Genomic DNA, 21439 nt, shown 5'->3' with positions numbered 1-21439 from the left:
GCTCGTCTGGAGCCCGGGGACCGTTGTGCTTCGAAACTTTCCTTGAGTTCTGGCCGGCTTTCAGCAGGTCGGCACGGCTTACTCCTTTCCGGGAGTTGAAACATTTCGCCCGATCATTGACATGTTTCAGGACCGTTCTCACAATGATCCCCGGTAGAGCTACCGTCCCCCGCTCGACCGGATCCCGGAGGAACATGAACATGGCCGACAACACCGCCCCACCCCCCAGGCCCCGGACCCTCCGGTCGGCCGTACGCAACGCGCTCGTCGCCGGAGCCGTCGCCGTGCTTGGCGCGGGAGGTCTCGCAGTGATCCATTCCACACCGGCCGGCGCGGCCGACTGCAGCGCGGGATACGTCGGGCTCACCTTCGACGACGGGCCCTACGGCAACGCCACCAACAACCTGCTGAACGCGCTCCGCCAGAACGGCCTGCGGGCCACGATGTTCAACGTGGGGCAGAACGCCGCGAACAACCAGGCACTGGTCCGGGCGCAGGTGGACGCTGGCATGTGGGTCGCCAACCACAGCTACACCCACCCGCACATGACCCAGATGAGCACCTCACAGATGCAGTCCGAGATCCAGCGCACCCAGCAGGTGCTCCAGCAGGCCACGGGCACCGCGCCGCGGCTGTTCCGCCCGCCGTACGGCGAGACCAACGCGACGCTGCGGTCGGTGGAGCAGCAGTTCGGCCTCACCGAGGTGCTGTGGGACGTCGACTCGCAGGACTGGAACGGCGCGAGCACCGCCTCGATCGTCTCCGCCGCAGGCCGGCTGACGAACGGCCAGGTCATCCTGATGCACGACAACATCGGGAACACCGTGGCGGCCATCCCGCAGATCGCCGCCAACCTGCGCAACCGCAACCTGTGCCCCGGCATGATCTCCACCTCCACCGGCCGCGCGGTCGCTCCTCCAGGTGGCGACCCGACGATCACCCCGACCGTCACGCCTACGGTCACCCCGACGGTCACCCCGACGGGTGGCGGCGGGACGTTCCGGCTGCGCAACGAAGGCGCGGGCCGGTGCGTCGACTCGCCGAACAGCGCCACCGCCAACGGCACCCAGCTCCAGATCTACGACTGCCACACCAACGCCAACCAGAAGTTCACCTACACCTCAGGCCGGCAGTTGCAGATCCTCGGCAAGTGCCTGGACTCCCCGACCAACGCCGGCTCCGGCACCCGCGTCCAGCTCTACGACTGCCACGGCAACAACAACCAGCAGTGGGTGTTCAACTCCAACGGCACCGTGACGAGCGTCGCCAACAACCTGTGCCTCAACGTCACCGGCACCGGCAACTCCTCCGGCGTGACCATCGCCTCCTGCAACGGCCAGGCCACCCAGAGGTGGACCAGGGCCTAGCCCCCGGCTTGTGGTGACGCCCCCTGGAACCCCGGGTGGCGGGGCGATTGGAGGGATCGCTCCGCCCCCCGGTTGAACGAGAACACATGGTCCGCGCGAAGACCCCGCCACCCGGTGGCGGGGTCTTCGTGTCACTGGGCGGGTCCGCCGCCCTCCCGACCTTCCCGTCCCCCGCCGGTCCGGGGACCCCCGCGCCTCGCGCGGGATCGCCGCGGGCGAGGGCGAGGGCCCTGATGCCGCCGCGGGCCTCCGGCGGACGCGTTCACCGCCACAGTCCCGGCACCGCAGTCACGGTGCCCCGGAATGCCGGGCCGCGGAGGCTGCTCATCAACCTGGTCGTGATGACCCCGTAGATGTTAGCGCTAACAGATTCCTTGCCCGTCGGCACCCCACCCGCTGGCGCGTCCGCCGACCCGTCCCCGAGGGGGACGCCGGCGCGCCGGCCGTCGGGCCACGACCCGCGGCGGCCCGCGTCCGCGGCGGTAAAGGGAGTAATTAAGCCGAACAAGTTCCACATTTCAACGAAATCACAGCACGTTTCTGCCTGTTGAAAACTCTCCGCCCCACCGGCCCGAATATCGGGACTCATAAATGGGCCGCCGGCAATGTTGTCATGAAGCGCACCGCGTCGCACACTCATGGACAGGAGGCCTGACCCCGACTAATGGAGGCGCAATGGACAGACCCGTAACCGGAATTCACGGGCGCAGGAGATCGATGATCCGGCGTCTGTCGTCCGCCTTCGCCGCCGTGCTCGCCGTCGCATTCCTCTCGGTACCGCCGGCCACCGCCCTCGCCGTGCCGAACCCGAAGGACTTCGTGTCGTACCTCGACCTCGAATGCTTCAGGACCAACCTCTACCAGCCACCGGCCACCACCCTCACGCTGCGGCACCTCAACCCCGTGCTGAGCTCGCTGCCGATCGAGACCGTCACCCTCGGCCCCCGTGAGCAACTGTGCACACCGGTCGCGAAGAACAACAACATCCCGCCGAACTCGGTGCTGGACTTCATCAGGTTCGTCGACCTCGCCTGCTACCGGATCGGCGGGACGACGGCCGGCGTCCCCCTCACGCTCCACCAGCTCAACCCCCTGCTCCTGGACGTGCCGCGGCAACAGGTGACCCTGGGCGTGTCCCAGCACCTGTGCGTGCCCGTGCTGAAGAACAACGTTGTGCCGCCCGCCGACATCCTGGCGTTCATCTCGCACATCGACCTCAGGTGCTACGGCATCACGAGCGCCCCGATGAACCGCGCGCTGAACCTCACGCAGCTCAACCGGGTGGTGGCCGCGCAGATCAGGCCGCGAGACGTGCGCGTCACCGACGCCCGCCAGCTCTGCGTGCCCGTCCAGAAACGCGGAGACGAGATCCCTGACGAGGTGCTGCGGGTCATCCAGTGGATCGACCTGGAGAAGTACGACGTCATCTCCCCCACCACCACCCCCACCGTGAGCCTGACGCTGCAGCACATCAACCCGGTGCTCCGCGGCCTGCCCATCGAACGGGCGACCCTCACCGTCCCGAGCCAGCTCGCCGTACCGGTCGCCAAGAACGGCCAGTTCCCTCCGGGCTGACGCCTGAGCGGTGAAGCGGAACCCCTCCGCCCACGCGGAGGGGTTCCATCTCATGCGCTCATTCAAATACGTCTGATTCCTGTGAAATGACGGACCGAATAGCAGGCGCGGCAAAAAGCGGTCACCAATATTGTCAGAACGTTGCCGACGGCACACACTCATGGGCAGGATGCCTGATCCCGATCGACGGAGGTACTGTGAACAGACCGTTAATGAGCGTTCCCAGGGGCAGAAAACCGGTTTTCCGGCGCCTGTTGTCCGCCGTCGTCGGGGTACTGGCCATCGCATTCCTCTGTGTGCCGCCGGCCACCGCACTCGCGCTGCCGACACCGAAGGACCTCACCGCGTATCTCGATCTCGAATGCTTCAGGACGAACCCGTACCAGCCGCCCACCACGACACTCACCATCCGGCACATCAACCCCGTGCTCACCGGCCTGCCGATCGAGACCGTGACCCTCGGGCAGCGTGAGCAACTGTGCGTGCCGGTCGCCAAGAACACCCAGGTGCCGCCGTCGACCGTGATCGACTTCATCAGGTACATCGACCTGGCCTGCTACAAGATCACCGGCACCACGGTGACCACGGGCCTCGTCCTCAGCCACCTCAACCCGCTGTTCCAGAGCCTGCCGCGCACGCAGATCTCCATGAACACGCCGCAACAACTGTGCGTGCCGGTCATCAAGAACAACGTGGTGCCACCCGCCGAGGTCCTGTCGCTCGTCCGGCACATCGACCTCAAGTGCTACGCCATCACGCCGAACGCCCCGCTCAACCAGCAACTGTCCCTGCGCCAGCTCAACCCCGTCCTGGTGAACCAGATCCCGACGCACGGCGCCCAGGTCCTCTACGCCCGCCAGCTCTGCGTCCCGGTGCAGAAGGCCGGTGACAACATCCCCTCCCAGATCTTCGGCATCGTCCGGTGGATCGACCTGGAGAAGTTCGACATCGTCACCCCGACGCTCCCCACGGTCACCCTGAACCTGCGGCACATCAACCCGGTCCTCGCCGGCCTCCCCTCCGAGACGGCCATCCTCCAGGGCGCCACCCAGCTCGCCCTGCCGGTGGCCAAGAACGGCAACTTCCCGCCCTGACCCCTGACCGCCGTCCGCTGACCCGAACCCCTTCACCATGGCCGGTGGAGGGGTTCACCCTTTTGTTCCTGATTCGCCAGGACACACCGGTGGTGATCCGGGTAGCGCGCCCTGGTGCCCGCCACGCCTTTCCGCCCGAGTCCCGCCGCACTGCTCGCCGGCGTCGCGGCGCTGTACGGCGCCGCGCAACTGGTGATCGTCTCGCCTGCCCTGGGCATCGGGTGGGACGAGGCCATCTACGCCGGCCAGTTCGCCGCGCACGCCCCGCCCCCGGTGTTCAGCGCCCCTCGCGCCCAGGGCGTGCCGCTGCTCGTGGCCCCGGTGACGGCCCTGACCGACTCGATCCTCGTCCTGCGCCTGTACCTGGCGGCGGTCTCCTCGCTCGCCCTGTTCGGCGCCTTCCTGATCTGGGTCCGCGTCCGCCCCGGCCACACCGCCCCTCTCGCGGCACTGCTGTTCGGGGGATGCTGGCTGTCGCTGTTCTACGGCATCCAGGCCATGCCCAATCTCTACGTCGCCCTCGGCGCCGTCGCCGCGACCGGGCTGGTCTGCCTGCGGCGCCGGTCCCTGCCCGTCCTCGCCGGCCTGGCCGCCGTCTTCACCGTGGTGTCCCTGATGCGGCCGAGCGACGCGCTCGCCCTGGCCGTCCCCGTCGCCGCGGCGGCCCTGCTCTCGCGCGGCGAGTCCCTCGGGCACCGCGTCCGGCCGGTCGTGGCCGTCGCCACGGGTGTGGCCGTGGGGTGGGGCCAGTGGCTGATCGAGGCACAGCTCCGCTTCGGCGGCGTGCCTGCCCGCCTGACGGCCGCCGGCGACGCCAACCGTACGGGCCTGACCTTCTCCCTCCTCGAACACGCCCGGGCCCTGGACGGCCCGTCGCTGTGCCGCTGGGACATCGACTGCGGCCCGATCTCCCCCGTCGCGGTCACCTGGGCGCTCGCCATCCCGCTCATGACGGTGGCCGGCCTGTGGGCATCAAGGCACGACCGCTTCCCGCTGGTGCTCGCGACCGTGACCGCCGCGGTCACCGCCCTGCCGTACCTGCTGTACGTCGACTACGCCGCCCCCCGCTTCCTGATGCCGGCCTACGCCCTGCTGGCCCTGCCGATCGCCGCCGGAGTGCTGACCCTGCCGTCACGGCTCGGCCCGCTGCCGCGCCGGGCCACCACCGCGATCGTGACCGCCGGCCTGCTGGCCCATTTCGCCCTGCAGGGCACTTATGCCCACGGCATGTCCACCAGCGTCGGGGCGACCCGGGACCGGGTGCGCCTCGCCACCGAGGAACTACGCCGCCTGGGCGTCGAAGCTCCCTGCATGGTCTACGGCGAGGCAGGCGTGGAGATCGGCTACATGCTCGGCTGCGGTTCCCAGGGGCTGGCCGTCGACTTCCCCCGCCGCCCACCGCCTCGCGTCCGGAAAGCCCTGGACTCCGGCACGCGGCTGGTCCTGGTCTACGTCACCGCCACCCCGCCCCCCTACACCCGCGGCTGGCACACCGTCGAGCTCCCCGGCCGCCGTACGGCCCGCTTCTCCCCCGCCTGGGGCGACCTCGGCCGCCCAGGAACGGGGCAGACCCGCGGATGAAGGTGCTCCTGAACACCAAGGTCAAGACCCCGAGCCGGCCACCTGCGCGAACACCTCCGCGACCTGCCTCACGCCGGCCCCCGACGCGAGGAGGAGGTGCAGCAGGACCCGTGCCTTCAGCGGATCAAGCCGTCCCGCGGAGACCACCCCGCGTCCGAGCAGGTCCCGCTCCGACCCCGCGTACCCGTACGTCCACTCGTGCACCGGCCCCGCGCCCGTGCGCGACGCCAGCACGACCGGGAGCCTGGCCGCCACTTCGGCGATCGCGGGCACCATGCCCGCCGGCACGTGCCCGACCCCGAACGCCGCCACCACAAGGCCGTCGCACCGCTCACCGAGTGCCCGGACGGCCTCCCCGTCGTCCCCGAGGGCCACGGTGACCAGCCCGACGCGGACGTTCCGCTCGGGGCCGGGGGTGATGAGAGGCCCGCGTGCCGTACGCAGCGGAATGCTCACCCGGCCCTCGGCCACGTGCCCGAGCGGCCCGTACTCCGGCGACACGAACGCGGCGGGGTTGCTGGTGTGCGTCTTGCGCACCCACCGCGCCGCGTGCACCTGGTCGTTGAACACCACCAGGCACCCGAGGCCCCGCGCCGCCGGGCTGCCCGCGACGCGGACCGCCGCCAGCAGGTTCGCCGGCCCGTCCGCTCCCGCCATGGCGGGGTTGCGCATCGCGCCCGTCACCACGAGCGGCGCGTCCCCGCCCCACAGCAGGTCAAGCACGTAGGCGCTCTCCTCGATGGTGTCGGTGCCCTGGGTGACCACGACGCCGTCCGCCCCGCCGTCCACCTCCCGGCGGACGGCTCCCTCCAGCTCGATCAGGTCCGCGAACGTCAGCGCCGACCCCGGGACCCGCAGGAAGTCCCGCGTCACCAGCTCCACCGGCACGCCGGCGAGCCCGGCCACCAGGTCGTCCGCCGTCAGCGCGGGGACCACGCCACCGCCCGGTGTACCCGGTGTCATCGCGATCGTCCCGCCGAGCGAGAACACGGCGACCCGTGCGGTGGAACCCATGGCAAGCCTCTCCCAGCCGTTCGAGTCCGGTGGTCGTCCCCAGATCCGGGACGGCCGTTCAGTGCGCCGGGGCCGGATGGTCCTCGACCTGGTGTTCCGTCCCGCGCCCCGACACGCGGAACGTGCCCGGCACGACCTCCTTCGAGCGGGCCCTGACCTGCTCGGCGATGCCGGGCGGCCACACCGTGTCCACCGTCCACAACACCCCGGCGAGCACCTCCACCTCCTGGAGGTCCAGGTGGTGCAGGTCGAGCCCGGAGGCGTCCACGTCGATCGTCTCCATGTCGTGGACGAGGTCACGGATGACGTCCCGGATGAGCTCGCCCGTCAGGTCGTACGGGTAAGCTCGGGAGAGGTCCTCCTCAAGGCTGTAGACCCCGTTGAGGATCCTCTTCCACGCCACCACCAGATGAACCGTACCGACGACGTCCCCCGTGCGCCGCAGCAGCCCGGCGACGTCCCCCGCGATGCCGCGCACTCGCCTGAGGGCACGTGTGAGGTCGACCGCCCAGTTCAGCGGGCTGTTGAGGTCGCTGACGCCGTCGAGCGTCCCGGCGAGCGCCCGCACCCGTTCCAGCACGCCGAAGCGCTCGAAGACCCCCGCGTACTCCCCCGGCGCCAGCTCCAGCGCGTCCAGGATGCTCAACGTCCGCGTCAGCGCACGCGCCGACACGACCGCCAGGTTCACCTCGCGGTCCAGCATCAGCGCCGACACCAGGTCCTCGCCGCGGTCCACGATGGCCCCCGGGAGGGCCGCCCTCTCCAGCGCGCGCACCAGCTCGTGCGCCCGCAGCACCATCGAGTCCCGCAGGTCGTCGTGCACCAGGTCTCTGACCGGGTCCCGCGGCCGGTCCAGATTCCGATCGTGTTCCCGCCCCCGGTCCAGGCTCCGCAGCAGGTCGAGGTCGCGCCGCATGCCGTGCGCGTCCGCCCGCATCGCGATGACGGACGCCGCGACGTCCTCCGGCGGCCCCTGATCCGAGCACGATGCCTCGCCGTCCCCCGCCATGAGCCCGACGAGCATCGCGTTGAGGTCGGTGCCCGCCCGCAGGTTCGCGTCCAGCTCCCGCGCGGCGTCACCCAGCAGTCCGTCCAGGCCGTCAAAGGGCGACTCCTGGTCTGTGCTCAAGACTCCCCCCTTTCTCATCCGTGTCCTCCCCCGCCGTACCGTTCTGGCGTCCGGCCAGGAGCCCCGCCTCGCGGGCGAGGATCCTGCGTCCCTTCTTCAGCAGGTCGCGGGCCTGCTGGTCGGTGATCCCCAGCTCGACGGCGATGTCGACCGGCCGGAACCCGTCGACGTGGAACGCCATCGCCATCCGCGCGTCCTCCGGCAGCCGCCGCAACGCCTCCAGCACATGCAGGGTCTGCGCCGTCACCTCTCCGGGGTCCTGCCCCTCCCACACCCTCTCGCCGGGCGAGTTGCCGAGCACGGTGGGCGGTTCCCGCCGCCGGTCCGGCGGCCGCCGGTGACAGCGCAACGCGACCGTCCGCACCCACGCCCGCGGCTCCCGCACCGCCTCCCACTGCTCCGGCCGCCGCCGGATCAGATCCCACGCCTGCGTGAACGCCGCCTGCGTCGCGTCCAGCGCCTCCTCCCGGTCCGCCCCGTTGAACATCACGAACCGCGCCACCCGGTGGTACTCACTCTCGACCAGCTCGAGAAACCCGGCCCGCAGCACCTCCAGCCCGACCCCGTCCGCCACCCGCCCCACCGACGCCCGCACCACCGGCTCATCGAACGTCATCACACCGCCCACCGCACCGCCACCCCTCCCCCACGACGACAACCCGCCGCCGCCCCACGTACCGAACCCGCCCCCGCGCCGGCACCCGGTAAACCCACCCCACCCGAAGCTCCCCCACCCGGCCACGCCCACCCCGCAGCCACCCCCGTACCCCCCAGACGGCCACCGCGACCCCCCCGGCCACGACCGCCCCCACGACAGGTCTCGTCACGCCGACTCCTCTCTCCCACCCGACGCCCCGGCGAACACCGAGGTCCCTAAAGAGAGGCCCCCAGCCCCATGATCGGGAAGCCGTCCCCTGCCTGATTTTCCGGCGCGGACGGCGGCCCTAGGGCAGAGCCACGGCGTCGCCGAACTCCGGGGTCCGCATGATGGCCAAGCTGTCGGGCTCGTCGAAGACGAGGTCGCGAGCGTTCGGGGCCACCGGTGACCAGTCCGCGGCCTCCCCGGACGCGGTCCGTGCCGTCTGGAAGACCAGGGCCGGTCCCGGGTACGGCCGCGGGTCGTAGTTCTCCTGGGCGAAGGCGGTCGCCGCGGCCACCACCGCGTGCCAGAAGAAGTCCTCGGGCTTCACGCCGTCGAGCCAGAAGGTCTGCTCGAAGGCGTCGAGCACCTCAGAACGGTGCGCGTCCAGGTCCAGGTCGCCGACCATGAGTTGCACGTAGGCGAGCCGTTCGAGGTAGAGGTCCTGCAGTCCGGTTCCGGGGGGTCGCTGCCGGATGCCTGGCCGGATCGAGTTCAGCCCCGCGTCCAGTGAGAACGCGGAGGGCATCAGGGCGAGTACGGCCACCTCTTCACCCGCCTCGGTGAGCCGGTGCGCCATCTCGAACGCCACGTGACTGCCCATGCAGAATCCGCCGATCGAGTACGGGCCGTGCCGCTGCACCTGGCGCATCTGGGCGATGTACTGGCCGGCGATCTCGGCCATCGACAACGGGGGGCGCGTCCGGTCGCGCAGCCCGATCGCCTCGAACCCGTACACCGGCCGTCCGCGCCGGAAATGGTCCACGACCCGTTCGATGAACCGCACCTGCCCGAGACCGGTATGGACGAAGAACAGAGGCGGACCGGTACCGGCGGCGAGCGGTACCAGCGTCCGGACGGGGGACGACCACACCGACGTGCTCTCGGCCCACAGATCGGCGAAAGCGGGATACTCCCCGGCCGCGCCGACGGCCCGTTCCCGCAGTACGCCGGCCAGGAGCGGTACGGTCGGGGACCGGAGCAGGTCGCGCATGCTGACCGGGAAGCCGGCCCGCTGCAACTGGACCACCAGGGCGACCATCGCTTCCACGCCGCCATGGCCGGTCAGCAGATCGTCACCCGCCCCGGGCGAGATCTGTCGCCATCGAGAACGCAGGTACTCGTCCATGGTCGATCGTCCTCTCGTCACGACGATGCCGGGCCGGGTGTCCGCTGGACGGCCCTGATCTGGGGCGCCAGCGGGAGCAGCAGATGAATGACGCCGTGCAGGACGGTGATCGTGACGACGGTGGCCGAGGTCCCGGCCACGGCCGCGACAGCCCCGACCGCCAGGTACCCGAGCGGGGCGAAGAACACCGAACCCATCCAGTCGTAGGAACTGATCCTCGAGATGAACGCGGGATCGACGTTCTCCTGCAGAGCCGATTCCCACAGCGTGTCCGCCGCGACCAGCCCCGCGGTCGCCACGACCGAAGCAAGCACCAACGCCACCACGCCGAGCCCGGCGCTCAGCCCGAGCAGGAACGGCAGGTCGAGCAGGAGCAGGGCACAGGCCAGGGCGACCGGCCGGCGTGGCCGCCGGCGCAGGAGCAGTACGCCACCGAGGACGGCGCCGGCGCCGCGCGCCGTCAGCACCGCGGCCCACCCGCTCGCGCCGGCGTCGTGCTGGGTGACCAGCGGGCCGATGACGAAGACCACCGGCAGCACGGTGGCCTGGTAGATCGCGAACGACCCCACCATCAGCCAGACCCAGGTCGTGCGACGGAACACCGCCCACCCGGCGACCAGTTCCCGCACGAACGACGCGCGTCCGGACGGTGAGGACAGTTTCGGCAGCCCGGACACCGCCCCCGCGGACACCATGAACGTCACCGCGTTGGCGAGCAGCGCCCATTCCGGTCGCAGCACGGCCGCGAGACCGGCGGCGGCCGGGGGGCCCAGCACCGCTGCCGTGTTCATCGCCGTGCGCAGCACGGCGTTCGCCCGCTGCAGCCCCTCCAGCGGCACCAACTGCGGCAGTACGCCGATGAGGGCGGGCACGGCGAGAGCGTTCGCGCAGCCGTACAGGATCTGGAGGATCACCAGCAGGTGCAGATGCCGGGTACCGCTGTGCCACAGCAGCAGGGCGGTCGCGACCTGGGTGGCCGCCATCAGCAGATCACCGAGGATCAGCACGCCGCGGCGGTCGAGGCGGTCGCCGATCACCCCGCCGGCCAGGAGGAACACCGTCTTGGGCAGGATCGCCGCACCGAGCACCACCCCGAGGGAGGCGGCGCCCGCGCCGTGCCAGACCAGCGCCACCGGCAGTGCGACCGCTGCCATCTGGTTGCCGAACGCCGACACCGACGAGCCGAGCACGTACCGGCGCACGTACCGGCCCGTGCGCGGCTGCGGGATCCCCACCCGCGTGGGCGACGTCGTTTCGTCAGGCATCCGGGTCCCGCAACCGCTTCAGCCAGCCCTGATCGGCCGCCGGTTCCCCGTGAGCGTCGACGAAGGCAAACGTCGTGTGGAGGTATTCGGCGACGTCCAGGAAACGGTCCCAGAGTTCGCGATGGCTGTCGCCGGCCAGCCAGAGCGTCGCCACCGCGTCGTCGGTGCCGCGTTGCCAGGCGCACGGTTCTCCTTCGCGGCGCACCTGATCGACGGCCAGTACCCCGGGGCGGCGGCTCAGGATCCGGCGGTCGGGGGCCCGGCTGATCCACCGCGCGGCCCGGGGCGCCGGGAACAGCAGGACGGCCACACAGCGCCGCCAAGTGATCGTCAGCCGCTGTGCTCCCGGCGGCCGGTCCGGTGAGCCGGCCGCGACATCGAGGGCGAGCCGGGCCACGTCGAGATCGGCCCCGTACCTGGCCGCGCGGGCGACGAAACCGCCGAGACGCCCGTTGACCTCGATGATCTCGTCCCGGCCGGACCCGGGTTTGATCTCGACGTGGTAGCTGCCGGGGCCGGCCGGCAGCACCTCGAGCGCCTGGTCGGCCGTGGCCACCAACCGGGCCACCGTGGTCTCCGGCAGCGACGTCGGCCACATCAGCCCGGTCTCCCGGCAGGGCGCGGCCGGCGGCGCGCGGTCGGTGACGAACGCCAGCCGCGGTGCCGTACCGCTGCCGGACCTGATCACCTCCACGGACACGTAGTCGCCCAACCGGGGCGTCTCCCGGGGCAGTCCTGCGATGAACTCCTCGGCGAACATCCGTGGCGCACCGTCGCGGTGACCGAGCGCGGAGACGAACTCGTCGACGTCCTCCGGCGAGCGCAGCAACCAGGTGTGCGCACTGGCGACCCCGTCGACCGGTTTGACCACTACACCCGAACCCCATCGGGCCAGCAGCGTCCGTGCCTGTTCCGGCTCGTCGAGCACGGCCGACCGGACCCGGGAGACACCCGCCGCGACCAGACGACGGCGCTGCTCCTCCTTGTGGCTCCACAGTTGGTGACCGCCGGTGGGCTGCAGACGGCGCCGGATCCGCGCGGCCAGGGGGCAGAGCCGATCGGTGAACGTGGTCACCGCCACGGCCCCGGCATCCGCGATCACGGCCGCGCAGCCTTCGGCGTCGGCGAAATCGGCGTACACGGTCGGCGCCAGGGCCTCGGCGACCAGCCGGAGCCGGTCGGCGCCGGGCCCCGCCGCGCCCTCGTCGAGGACGAACAGGACCGGCAGAGTGTCCCCGGCGGCCGTGACGATCTCCACCGGCGTCAGGGATCCCCGCTCCGCGATCAGGACGGCCAGCGGACGTCTCGTCGTCACGGCCGGACCAGGGCCCGGCGGTCGACCTTGCCCGCGGTCGTCCTCGGCAGCGCGGCCATCAGTTCGATGCGCGCCGGACGCATGACCGCGGGCAGCCGTTCGGCCAGCCAGCGCCGCAGGCTTCTGACGTCCGGCCCGGCCTCCGGGCGAGGACGCACGACGACGAACGCGGTGAGGTGCGTCCGGCCCGGGTCGTCCCGGGCGCTGACCACGACCACCGCCTCCGACACGCTCTCGTGCGCTTCCAGCGTCCGTTCGATCTCGCCCAGCTCGATCCGGTGCCCGCGCAGCTTGACCTGCCCGTCGTCGCGCCCCAGGAACTCGATGCGGCCGTCCGCGCGGTACCGCCCGCGATCCCCGGTGTGGTAGCAGAGCCGGGTGCCGGTGCCGGTCTCGCGGGGCCGGAAACGTTCCGCCGTCAGTTCGGGCTGGTTCAGGTAGCCGAGTGCGAGACCGTCGCCGTACAGCAGGATCTCGCCCTCCGGCCCCGGACCGGACAGGCACATCCCGCTGCCCGGCAAAGGGGTACCGAGGGTCACGTCGTCGGCGGAGGACACCAGTTGGGCCGAGACCCAGATGGTCGCTTCGGTCGGCCCGTACACGTTCCAGAGCCGGCGGCCCCGTGACCGGAGCTGCGCGGCCAGGGCGGCGGTCATCTCCTCGCCGCCACACCAAAGGTCGCTGCCCGGCGCGCCGGCCCAGCCGGCGGCCACCGCAAGCCGCCAGAAACTCGGGGTCGCCTGCAGGACGTCGGGTGCGTGGCGGTGCACCACCGCCGCGAAGATCTCCGGGTCCAGGCGTGTCCCCTCCGGGGCCGCGACGACGGTGCCGCCGACCGTCAACGGCAGCAACATCTCCGCGATCGAGATGTCGAACGACAACGCGGTCATCGCCAGCATGCTCTGACCGGCCCGCAGGCCCGGCACGACGGCCAGACCGGCGAGCCGGTCGGCCAGCGCCTGATGCGAGACCAGCACGCCTTTCGGGGTGCCGGTCGAGCCGGAGGTGTAGAGCAGGTACGCGACCTCGTCGAACCTGGTTCGCCGCGCGCCGTCCGGCTCAGGCACCACTTCGAGCGACCTGGGACCGGCCGGGCGAAGTGTCGCCGCGGGCCTGGCGTCCGCCAGCATGGCCGTCCGGTGCCGCGCCGGGCTGTCCTGGTTGAGCGGCAGCAGCGCACACCGCGAGCGCGCCGCGGCGAGGAAGGCCAGGGCACCCAGAGCCGGGTCATCCGCGTCGAGAGCGACCAGGCTGCCGGGAGGGAGCGCGTCCGCCAGCCGGGATCCGAGATCGGCCGCGCGGGCCCGCAGTTCGCCGTAGGTGACGGCCACGGCGTCGGAGCGGATCGCCGGGTGGTCCGGGTGCCGTTCGGCGTGGGCCTGGAACGCCGTCCAGACGCCGGGGAGGTTCACGAGACACCGTCCGCCGCCACGGTCACCAGTTCGTGCACCCCGTCCGGCGTGGGACGGCGGATGATGTCGATCATGCGCAGCGTCACCCCGGTGCGCTCCCGGATCCGGGCGATCAACGTCAGCACCAGGAACGAGCTGCCGCCGACCTCGAAAAAGCTCTCGTCGGCCGCGATCTCGTCGGTCTCCAGGATCTCGGCCATCAGGGTGGCCACCTCGGACTGGGTCATTCGGTACTCCTCGGATCGGGCCCGTGCGCGAGCCACTTGGTGCTCTCGGGGTCGAGCACGCCCCCGTGCAGCGGCTCGAACGCGGCACCCCTCGACGCCTTGGGGGTTCGCGCGGCCGTCCCCGCGCGAATGGTGTTCAGCCCGTGCTCGCGGGCGTACGCGTGCGGCCGGTGGAAGATCAGGTCGAGGTAGAGCGCCAGCCGCGCCGGGTCGCCGGACGGCGGCAGGCCGATCTCGTGCAGTTCGAGGCTGTCCCGCCACACCAGCGCCGTGAGCACGCCGTGCCGGGACCCGGCACGCGCGTCGAACACGATCACCCGCACCCCCGCGCAGTCCGCCCACTGCGTGTACCGCATGCGCACGAACTCGGGGTCGTCGAACTGCCCCATCCGGAGGTTGTGCTCGGCGATCAGGCCGGCGGTCCGCGGGGAGGCGTCCTGCCAGGGAACGACGGACGCGGTGGTCGCCGCCCGCTCGATGATCCGCCGGTCGCGGCGCAGCACTCCGCGGACCCGGGCCCGCGTGCCGTCGGTCCGGAGCACATCGCGGAAACAGGCCTCGTGCTCCAGGACACCCCACCGGACACGGCCGCCGGTGGCGGCGTCGAGGATCCGGCGGGCGCGGGCGTAGACGAACGGGAAGACCAGGCAGCGACCCGATTCCACGGCGATCCTGGCCACCTCGCGCAGGCCGTCCCTGGCCAGGGTGCCATCGCCGGGGAGGTGCAGGGCTGTCCGGCGGTCGTACACACCTCCGACGAGCAGGCAGCGGTCGGGGGTGACTTCGGCTGGGGACAGCCCGGGGATCGGCCAGCCGGCCGGGTCGTACGCCGGATCCGGCCACGAACGACCGGCCGGCCAGTACACCGGCAGCAGCGCGGCCAGGCCGGTGGCCCCGCTTGCGGCCGGTTCCGCCGCCACGTAGCGGCGCCGCCAACGTCCGTCCGTCTCGACGCTGAGCAGCCGGGCCCGGCTGCCGGCCGCCCCCGCGCTGGGGTCGAACGCGGCCGGCTCCAGGTCGGGCAGCCCGGACAGCCCGGTGTCGATCCGGAACCGGGTGAGCCCCGCCCCGCGGCCCTCCACCCGGGTCATCGGCCCGGCAGCGGCTCGGTCGTCCGGCCGCCGGCCGCCGGCAGGCCCAGGCCCTCGTGCAGCCAGGCCATGAAGCGTCCGTAGTCGACCGTCCGGGAGAGCGACACCTCGGCGCCGTCCGCGGCCAGACTCATCCTGCCGACCTCGTCGAGCGCGACCCGCGTCCTCTCGAACGTGACGAAGCCCTGCCCCATGGCGACACTGAGCGCGAGAGGGTCGTGCTGGAACGACGGCTTCGGGATCGCGAACCAGGCCCGGAACTGCTCACTGACCAGATGGGCCCAGCTTCCGGGGGCAGCGCCGGCGAGGCCGGCGCACAGCGGCGAGCCGGGCTCGATCTGCATGGGGGGCCGGTAGGTCAGGTCCGCGACGACCAGCGTCGGGCGGGTCACTTCGGCCAGCACCGTACGAGTGGCGCGCGGATCACCGCCGAAGTTGAACTCGGGCCGGGACGGATCACGTCCGAGTGCCCCGCCCATCTGCGTCACGGCGAGCCGTCCGGCCAGGTCAGGCCGGTGTTCACACAGGGCGGCCAGGTTCGACAGGAATCCGAGGCCGGCCCAGCGCACGGGCCCGGCGCTCCGGCCGGCCACGGCGGCCACCGCGCCGGCCACGTCTGTCGTCTGCCGCGCGACGTCCGGGTCGATGAGGTCGCGCACGCACATGCCCGGCCCGGTCGGTGCGATCTGCGCGCCGGCCGCCACCACGACGTCGGAACGCCCGAGCCGATCGAGGAGCTGCCGGGCGAACCGGGCCCGCAGGCCGTCGCGCTCGTCCGAGGTCACGACCAGCGCCAGCGCTGGTTCCGTGCGCGCGGCGATCACCAGCGCGACGGTGTCGTCCGGGTCGTCGCCGATGTCCGTGTCGATGATGAGCGGCGTGCTGCCCGCTGTCTCGGGCACGGCGGTGGACACGTGGATCCTCCTTGGAGCAGAAAGTCCCCGGGCGTCGTTCATGCGCGGTGGCGAGCCAGAAGTTCCTCAGCGATTCGGTGACTCGTCAGCACACGCTCCGCGGCGATCTCGCACTCGGCCGGCCGGCCCAGGCATGCCAGAACGTGGTCGATCATGTCGACGAAACCTCGGCGCCGGAGCAGCGAGTCCCACATCCCGAAGGCCACGGTGCTGTGCCGGCCCTCGACGAAAAGTGACGTGTGGTCGAGGTCCGTCACCTCGGCCAGCCGTCCGGACCCGTGCAGCACCAGAGACTCACGGTCGACACCGACGTGCCGGTCCATCACGAACTGGGCGTGGGCCGCCGGGCCGGCCAGTGTTCCCAACGCGTGCGACAACCGTCCGTGGCCGTCGGTGACCACGGTCGAGCTGACGATCTCGACCGGGTCACCGAGCAGCCAGCACAGAAGGTCAAGGGAGTGCAGCAGGTCGTTGAACACCATCAACCGCAGCGGCAGGTGGTTGTACTCGGTGCGGTGCCGGGTGGTCGTGACGATCACCGGATCCGGGACGGCGGCCCGCGCGGCGCGGACGTGCTGAGCGAAGCGCCGGTTCACCCCGACCGCGAGCAGAAGACCCCTCGCCGAGGCATGATCCGCCAGTGCCTTCGCCTCGGCCCAGTTGTCCGCCAGAGGTTTGTCCACATAGACGTCGACGCCGGCGTCGAGGCAGCGCGTCACCACCTCGGTGTGTGACTCCGTGGAGGTGTGCACGAACATCACATCGGGACGTAACGCCAGCAGATCGTCGAGCTCGCGATAGCGTCCCTGGATCCGGTACTGCCGGCCGTACTGCTCCACCGCCTCCGCCCTCAGGTCCGAGATGCCCACGATCTCGACCCGGGGATCGGCGCCCAGCAAGGGCAGGTAGGCGATCCGGGCGATGTAGCCCAGGCCGACGATGCCGACCCGGATCATGCCACCGGTCCGTGCGGCCGGTTGACGACATGACCGCCGAACTCCTCCCGCAGCGCCGACAGCACCTGTCCGCCGAAGGACGTCTCCTGGCGGGAGCGTAACCGCGTCAGCAGGGCGGCGGTCATCGCCGGGGCCGGGACGTTCCGCTCGATCGCCTCCAGCACCGCCCAGCGACCCGTCCCCAGATCCTCGACGTAGTCGGAGAACTTGGACAGTTCCGGGTCGGCGTCGAGCTTGCCGGCGAGCAGGTCGAGCAGCCGGGACTGGATCAGGCTGTTGTGCCGCCACAGCTCGGCGATCGCGGGCAGGTCGAGGTCGTACTCGCTGGCCTTGAGCACCTCGAAGCCTTCGGCATACGCCTCCAGCAGCCCGTACTCGATGCCGTTGTGGATCATCTTCACGTAGTGCCCGGCACCGGAGGGGCCGACGTACCGGCATCCGCCCTCGGGGGCGATGCTGCGCAGGACCGGCATCGTCTCCGACGCCACTTCGGGGTCGCCGCCGACCATCAGGCAGTACCCCTCCGCCCGGCCGAGCAGCCCCGACGACGTGCCGACGTCGAGGAACCGCAGCCCCTTCTCCCGGCACCGGGCGGCCCGCTCGACCGACTCGTGGAAGTTGGTGTTCCCGCCGTCCAGCAGGAGATCTCCCGGTTCGAGAGCCTCCTCGAGGTAGGCGGTGACCGCCCGCGTCGGCGGACCGGCCGGCAGCATCGTCCACACCGTCCTCGGGGCCGGCAGGGCGGCGATCAGGGCCGCGAGGTCCTCGGCCGGTTCCAGGCCGTCGTCCGCCAACTCGGCCATCGCGGCCTTGTCCAGGTCATGCCCCACCACCCGGTAACCGTCCCGCAGCCAGTGCCGCGCGATCCCGGCCCCCATCCGCCCGAGTCCCACCAGTCCGATGTCCATGCATCCTCCCGACGATGCGCCCCCGCCCCGGTGAAATGTCGCTTTCCGCACGTTATCAAACGCCTGGGCTAATCTGGGATATTCACAAAGCCGAAAATCGGAGGCACAATGTCGAGCGTCGCTGGGTACCCGGCCGGCGGAAGCCAACCGGAAAACCGCGCTCTCATCTTTGATTTCGACGGGGTCATCGTCGACACCGAGTCGGCTCTGGTGGCCGGGTGGCGAGCCGAGTGCGTCGACCTTGACATTCCTTTCGACGAAAAGGCTTTCGTGGCCGCGGTCGGAGTGCCGAGTCTGCGGCCCGAACGGGTGACGGCGGTACTCGGGGCCGCCGGCGGTGATCCACTTGCGGCGATGAGCCGGATCCGTGCCCGGGTGCGCGCCTTGGCCCTGGACCTGCCGGTATTGCCGGGAGTGCGCGACCTGCTGGCACAGGCACAGGCCGCCGGAGTGCGCACCGCGGTCGCCTCAGGCGCCACCCGGGAATGGGTGACCGGCCATCTGGAGCGGGTCGGGCTGCTGTCCGAGTTCTCCGCGGTGTTCTGTCGCGACGACGTCGCGACCGGCAAACCGGCGCCGGACCTCTACCTCGCCGCGCTGGCACACCTGCGGTCGCCGGCACCCGCGGCGCTCGCCATCGAGGACACCGCCACCGGCGTGGCCGCCGCCAAGGCAGCCGGCCTGCGCTGCGTCGCGGTCCCCGGCCCCGTCACCGTCGGACACGACCTGGCCGCCGCCGACCTGGTCCTGCCGTCACTGACCGGAGTGGAACTCGCCGACCTGTTTCACCTCAGGGCCGGCACGGTGTAGCGCAGCGACCGGCTCCCCGTGTCCAGCACGGCCGGGACACCGAGAGGAACGGTGAGCTGACGAGCCCCGTGCCCGACGTCGAACCCGGCCAGGATCGGAACACCCAGCGCCCCGAGACGCTCAAGCAAGATCGCGTCCGGATCCGGCCCACAGTTACGCCACCGCCCCGCCACCACCCCGACGGCACCGTCGAACCACCCCGACCGCACCATCTGCGTGAACAGCCGATCAAGCCGATGTGGTTCCTTGTTGACGTCCTCCAGCACCACGATGCACCCCGCCGCCGCCCCGGCCTCAGCACTGCCCAGCAACGCTGCCAGCAAGTTGAGGTTGCCACCGACGACCGGCCCACCGGCCCGCCCAGGCACCAGTTCGATCGCCTCCGGGCAGTACAGCTCCTGCGTCTCCTCCGGCGACATCAACGTCCGTATCAGCTCCTGTGCCCACCGGTCACCGAGGCGATCGGTACCCAGCGCCGTACCCGCCACCATCGGCCCGTAGAGCCCGACGCCCCCCGTGTGCTCGGCCAGCCACCGGTGCAGCACCGTCACATCACTAGAACCGACCAACGGCTTCGCCGCGACGGCGGCGAACCGCTCCGGATCGAGATGATCGAGCACCCGCAACGCGCCGTACCCGCCCCGAGCACACAACACCGCCCGAACCCGCTCGTCACACCAGGCGTCCGTAAGATCAGCCGCCCGCTCCCGGTCGGTACCGGCGAAAAGCCCATGCCGCGCGAGAACATGCTCCCCGGTGACCACGTCCAGACCAGCGCCGCGAAGCCGAGCACACCCGTACGCCAGCCGCTCCGGCGAGACCGTCCCACTGGTCGCGACCACAGCCACCCGGTCTCCCGGCCGCAACCTGGGCGGCCGGGCAATTCCCGTCATCTCGGTCAAGCGCCCGATTGTACGAGGACGCATCGGTATCGGGCCAGCCTGATTCCTGTCCGATGAGGAACCACGATGGGTCCACGGAAAGAGCCGTACCCCTCTTTAGAGGAGACATAGCGATAACCCTGACGACGGACGTCGTCAGGGTGCCAAAGTACGGCCACCTGAGCAACGCGGAGTATCGCGGGAAGACCAGAGCTCACCAGAATGGGGACGGTGAAAGCTCCCACGGCCGGTCCCGGCTCACAGGCATCCCCACCTGAGGCATATCCGACCGGTGACCGAACCGCCACAAGACTCCATGTCCACCGCGTCACCAAGTACGACCCGGCCGACCGCAACGAGCACGGTCACCACGTCGGTCCCGACGACGTGTACAGCGATCACGGCCCTGTGGAAGCGGCCTACCTAGCGTCTGTGGCCGCTTTCGCCGAAGAAGCCGGCATCACCCACCTCACCATCCGGGAACCCGAGGTGAGCGGCTTCGTCAACTTCGGTGCGGACCCCCCGGTCGACGGCCACGGCCTGGCCGGACTGTTCCCGCCCGACCTGACCGGCTACCACGACGGCGCACAGGTGCCGATGGCTGTCGCCTTGGAATTGGTCCGGGTGATGCTGCGCGACAACGGTGCCTGGTGTCGTTTGGAGGCCGAGGACCAGTTCTTCGTCCACGTCGGCTACGACCAGTACGTCTATGTCGGCAGCGCATCATCCTGCCCGCACGCGGTGACGCTCACCCACCAGCGCGGGCTGTTCGCCGAACCGATCGACCAGTCACCATACGATCCGCAACTCGATGAAGATCGATTCCGTACGGCCACCCCCGCCGATGACGCATTCTGGGCCGAGCTGAATGCTCTCATCAGCCAACAAGGTGCCGTGGTGCTTGAGGAGGGCTATCTCTCCAACGCCTCACGCTGGCACCGGATCACCCTAGATGAGGTTGTCCCGACACGGACCCGGCTCACCCCACGGGCCAGGCTGCGGATTTGGCCCGACCTGTCGACAGACGTGGACGCAACCCTCGCCGACCTTCCCCACGAGGGCTTCGTCGAGATCGTCTGGCAGGACCCTCAGGGCCACATCACCAGCCTGACAGTCGACGAAAGTAAGTATCCGGCACTGCCCGCCATGCCGGCCGAAGCCCGCGCGGTGCTGATTCTTTCCTCCTACCAGGACGAACGTACACCGCTGATGGCCGCTGTGATGCCCGACCCCGATGGCGTGCTCCGCGCACGATGGATGCCTTGACCCACACCTCTATGGGCGATGAGCACCGGACGGCTCGGGCCGGCTCCGCAGAGGGTCGCGGGGTTTTCAGCGGGCCAAGAGCGCCAAGGCGGTTAATGATGTCACGAAGTACAGGATTTACCGCCTCACGTGGAGCAACCCTGTTCAAAGCGTCGATGCGGCGGGACAGCGCCGTCTGAGTTGGACCCTAGTAAGGCGTTCAGACGACCGATAGCCGGCAGATCCCGAGAGATGCGACGAAAGGGAATCGTCATGGCATCGGCAGATTGGGCAACGACCTCACCGCGTCCCGCAAGCCAGCCACGGCAGGTGTCAATCACCTCCCACTCCACGCCGACCACGTTCTGATCGGTTTCTCGCGTGATGACGAAGGCCACTTCCCAGATCCCCATGACCAGTGAGCGTCAACAAGAACGGGCGGGCCTCCGTGAGACTGGAGGCCCGCCCGTTCGTACGCTGTTCGCCTTGGTCGGCGGTCGGAATCGCTGTCAAGATCGAGTGCCCCCTGCAGGATTCGAACCTGCGCACCCGGCTCCGGAGGCCGGTGCTCTATCCCCTGAGCTAAGGGGGCTTTGACTCGCGACAAGGCTACCAGCATCAGGGGGGCGTCGGTTACGGAAACGGGGGTGGTGATCGTTTGGGGGCG

At 70.6% G+C, this 21439-nt stretch carries 20 protein-coding genes and 1 tRNA gene; 6 read left to right on the top strand and 15 right to left on the bottom strand.

The annotated features are described in order from the left end of the window. The first annotated feature begins 200 nt into the window (after positions 1-200). From ABGB17_RS35905 to ABGB17_RS35890, 4 genes are all read left to right on the top strand, one after another. Positions 201-1367, top strand: coding sequence for a polysaccharide deacetylase family protein (locus ABGB17_RS35905; protein ID WP_347638273.1), 1167 nt, complete (start codon positions 201-203; stop codon positions 1365-1367). Positions 1368-2084: 717 nt separating this feature from the next. Beyond that, positions 2085-2942, top strand: coding sequence for a hypothetical protein (locus ABGB17_RS35900; RefSeq protein WP_347638271.1), 858 nt, complete (start codon positions 2085-2087; stop codon positions 2940-2942). 296 nt (positions 2943-3238) lie between these two features. Continuing rightward, complete coding sequence (locus tag ABGB17_RS35895) at positions 3239-4036, top strand: hypothetical protein (RefSeq protein WP_347638269.1); 798 nt, start codon at positions 3239-3241, stop codon at positions 4034-4036. A 114-nt stretch (positions 4037-4150) separates the two neighbouring features. Further along, positions 4151-5617, top strand: a complete 1467-nt coding sequence (locus ABGB17_RS35890; protein WP_347638268.1) for a hypothetical protein — start codon at positions 4151-4153, stop codon at positions 5615-5617. Positions 5618-5638: 21 nt separating this feature from the next. Here ABGB17_RS35890 and ABGB17_RS35885 read toward each other — a convergent pair whose 3' ends face one another. The 12 genes from ABGB17_RS35885 to gnd all read right to left on the bottom strand — a co-directional run bounded on the left by ABGB17_RS35885 (position 5639) and on the right by gnd (position 17836). Further along, entirely contained in the window at positions 5639-6631 is a 993-nt protein-coding gene (locus tag ABGB17_RS35885) for an asparaginase (RefSeq protein ID WP_347638266.1), read from the bottom strand. A gap of 58 nt (positions 6632-6689) precedes the next feature. Continuing rightward, positions 6690-7760: a hypothetical protein gene (locus ABGB17_RS35880; RefSeq protein WP_347638264.1), complete on the bottom strand. Its 1071-nt coding sequence runs from the start codon at positions 7758-7760 to the stop codon at positions 6690-6692. Beyond that, positions 7732-8376, bottom strand: coding sequence for a sigma-70 family RNA polymerase sigma factor (locus ABGB17_RS35875; RefSeq protein ID WP_347638262.1), 645 nt, complete (start codon positions 8374-8376; stop codon positions 7732-7734). The genes ABGB17_RS35880 and ABGB17_RS35875 overlap by 29 nt, the downstream gene beginning before the upstream one ends. Before the next feature lie 328 nt (positions 8377-8704). Further along, positions 8705-9748, bottom strand: coding sequence for a thioesterase domain-containing protein (locus ABGB17_RS35870; RefSeq protein WP_347638260.1), 1044 nt, complete (start codon positions 9746-9748; stop codon positions 8705-8707). A gap of 17 nt (positions 9749-9765) precedes the next feature. Next, complete coding sequence (locus tag ABGB17_RS35865) at positions 9766-11013, bottom strand: MFS transporter (protein ID WP_347638258.1); 1248 nt, start codon at positions 11011-11013, stop codon at positions 9766-9768. Then, complete coding sequence (locus ABGB17_RS35860) at positions 11006-12328, bottom strand: hypothetical protein (protein WP_347638256.1); 1323 nt, start codon at positions 12326-12328, stop codon at positions 11006-11008. Before ABGB17_RS35860 ends, ABGB17_RS35865 begins: the two co-directional genes overlap by 8 nt. After that, positions 12325-13740, bottom strand: a complete 1416-nt coding sequence (locus tag ABGB17_RS35855; RefSeq protein WP_347638254.1) for an amino acid adenylation domain-containing protein — start codon at positions 13738-13740, stop codon at positions 12325-12327. Before ABGB17_RS35855 ends, ABGB17_RS35860 begins: the two co-directional genes overlap by 4 nt. Next, positions 13737-13967, bottom strand: a complete 231-nt coding sequence (locus tag ABGB17_RS35850; RefSeq protein WP_347638252.1) for a phosphopantetheine-binding protein — start codon at positions 13965-13967, stop codon at positions 13737-13739. Before ABGB17_RS35850 ends, ABGB17_RS35855 begins: the two co-directional genes overlap by 4 nt. Further along, the gene (locus ABGB17_RS35845; protein WP_347638250.1) at positions 13964-15058 is read right to left on the bottom strand and encodes a hypothetical protein; all 1095 of its coding nucleotides are present in this window, start codon (positions 15056-15058) and stop codon (positions 13964-13966) included. The genes ABGB17_RS35850 and ABGB17_RS35845 overlap by 4 nt, the downstream gene beginning before the upstream one ends. Beyond that, positions 15055-15972: a nucleoside hydrolase gene (locus tag ABGB17_RS35840; protein ID WP_347638248.1), complete on the bottom strand. Its 918-nt coding sequence runs from the start codon at positions 15970-15972 to the stop codon at positions 15055-15057. The genes ABGB17_RS35845 and ABGB17_RS35840 overlap by 4 nt, the downstream gene beginning before the upstream one ends. Positions 15973-16010: 38 nt before the next feature. Continuing rightward, positions 16011-16928, bottom strand: coding sequence for a Gfo/Idh/MocA family oxidoreductase (locus ABGB17_RS35835; RefSeq protein ID WP_347638246.1), 918 nt, complete (start codon positions 16926-16928; stop codon positions 16011-16013). Beyond that, complete coding sequence (gene gnd / locus ABGB17_RS35830) at positions 16925-17836, bottom strand: phosphogluconate dehydrogenase (NAD(+)-dependent, decarboxylating) (RefSeq protein ID WP_347638244.1); 912 nt, start codon at positions 17834-17836, stop codon at positions 16925-16927. Before gnd ends, ABGB17_RS35835 begins: the two co-directional genes overlap by 4 nt. 108 nt (positions 17837-17944) lie before the next feature. On the opposite strand from gnd, the gene ABGB17_RS35825 reads away from it, so the two are divergent. Continuing rightward, entirely contained in the window at positions 17945-18646 is a 702-nt protein-coding gene (locus ABGB17_RS35825) for an HAD-IA family hydrolase (RefSeq protein ID WP_347638242.1), read from the top strand. On the opposite strand, the gene ABGB17_RS35820 is transcribed toward ABGB17_RS35825, so the two are convergent. After that, positions 18622-19494, bottom strand: a complete 873-nt coding sequence (locus tag ABGB17_RS35820) for an LD-carboxypeptidase (protein WP_347638240.1) — start codon at positions 19492-19494, stop codon at positions 18622-18624. The genes ABGB17_RS35825 and ABGB17_RS35820 overlap by 25 nt on opposite strands. A 264-nt stretch (positions 19495-19758) precedes the next feature. Between ABGB17_RS35820 and ABGB17_RS35815 the strand changes: the two genes are divergently transcribed. Continuing rightward, positions 19759-20793: an RNA-binding protein gene (locus tag ABGB17_RS35815; protein WP_347638238.1), complete on the top strand. Its 1035-nt coding sequence runs from the start codon at positions 19759-19761 to the stop codon at positions 20791-20793. Between the two features lie 125 nt (positions 20794-20918). On the opposite strand, the gene ABGB17_RS35810 is transcribed toward ABGB17_RS35815, so the two are convergent. Together ABGB17_RS35810 and ABGB17_RS35805 are read right to left on the bottom strand one after the other, a co-directional pair. Continuing rightward, positions 20919-21185, bottom strand: a complete 267-nt coding sequence (locus tag ABGB17_RS35810; RefSeq protein ID WP_347638236.1) for a hypothetical protein — start codon at positions 21183-21185, stop codon at positions 20919-20921. A gap of 107 nt (positions 21186-21292) precedes the next feature. Next, positions 21293-21364, bottom strand: a tRNA-Arg gene (locus ABGB17_RS35805). Between the last annotated feature and the right edge of the window lie 75 nt (positions 21365-21439).

The sequence above is a fragment of the Sphaerisporangium sp. B11E5 genome (assembly GCF_039871875.1).
In the GTDB taxonomy this organism is placed as follows: Bacteria; Actinomycetota; Actinomycetes; order Streptosporangiales; family Streptosporangiaceae; genus Sphaerisporangium.
This window is presented reverse-complemented; position numbering and strand designations above follow the sequence as displayed.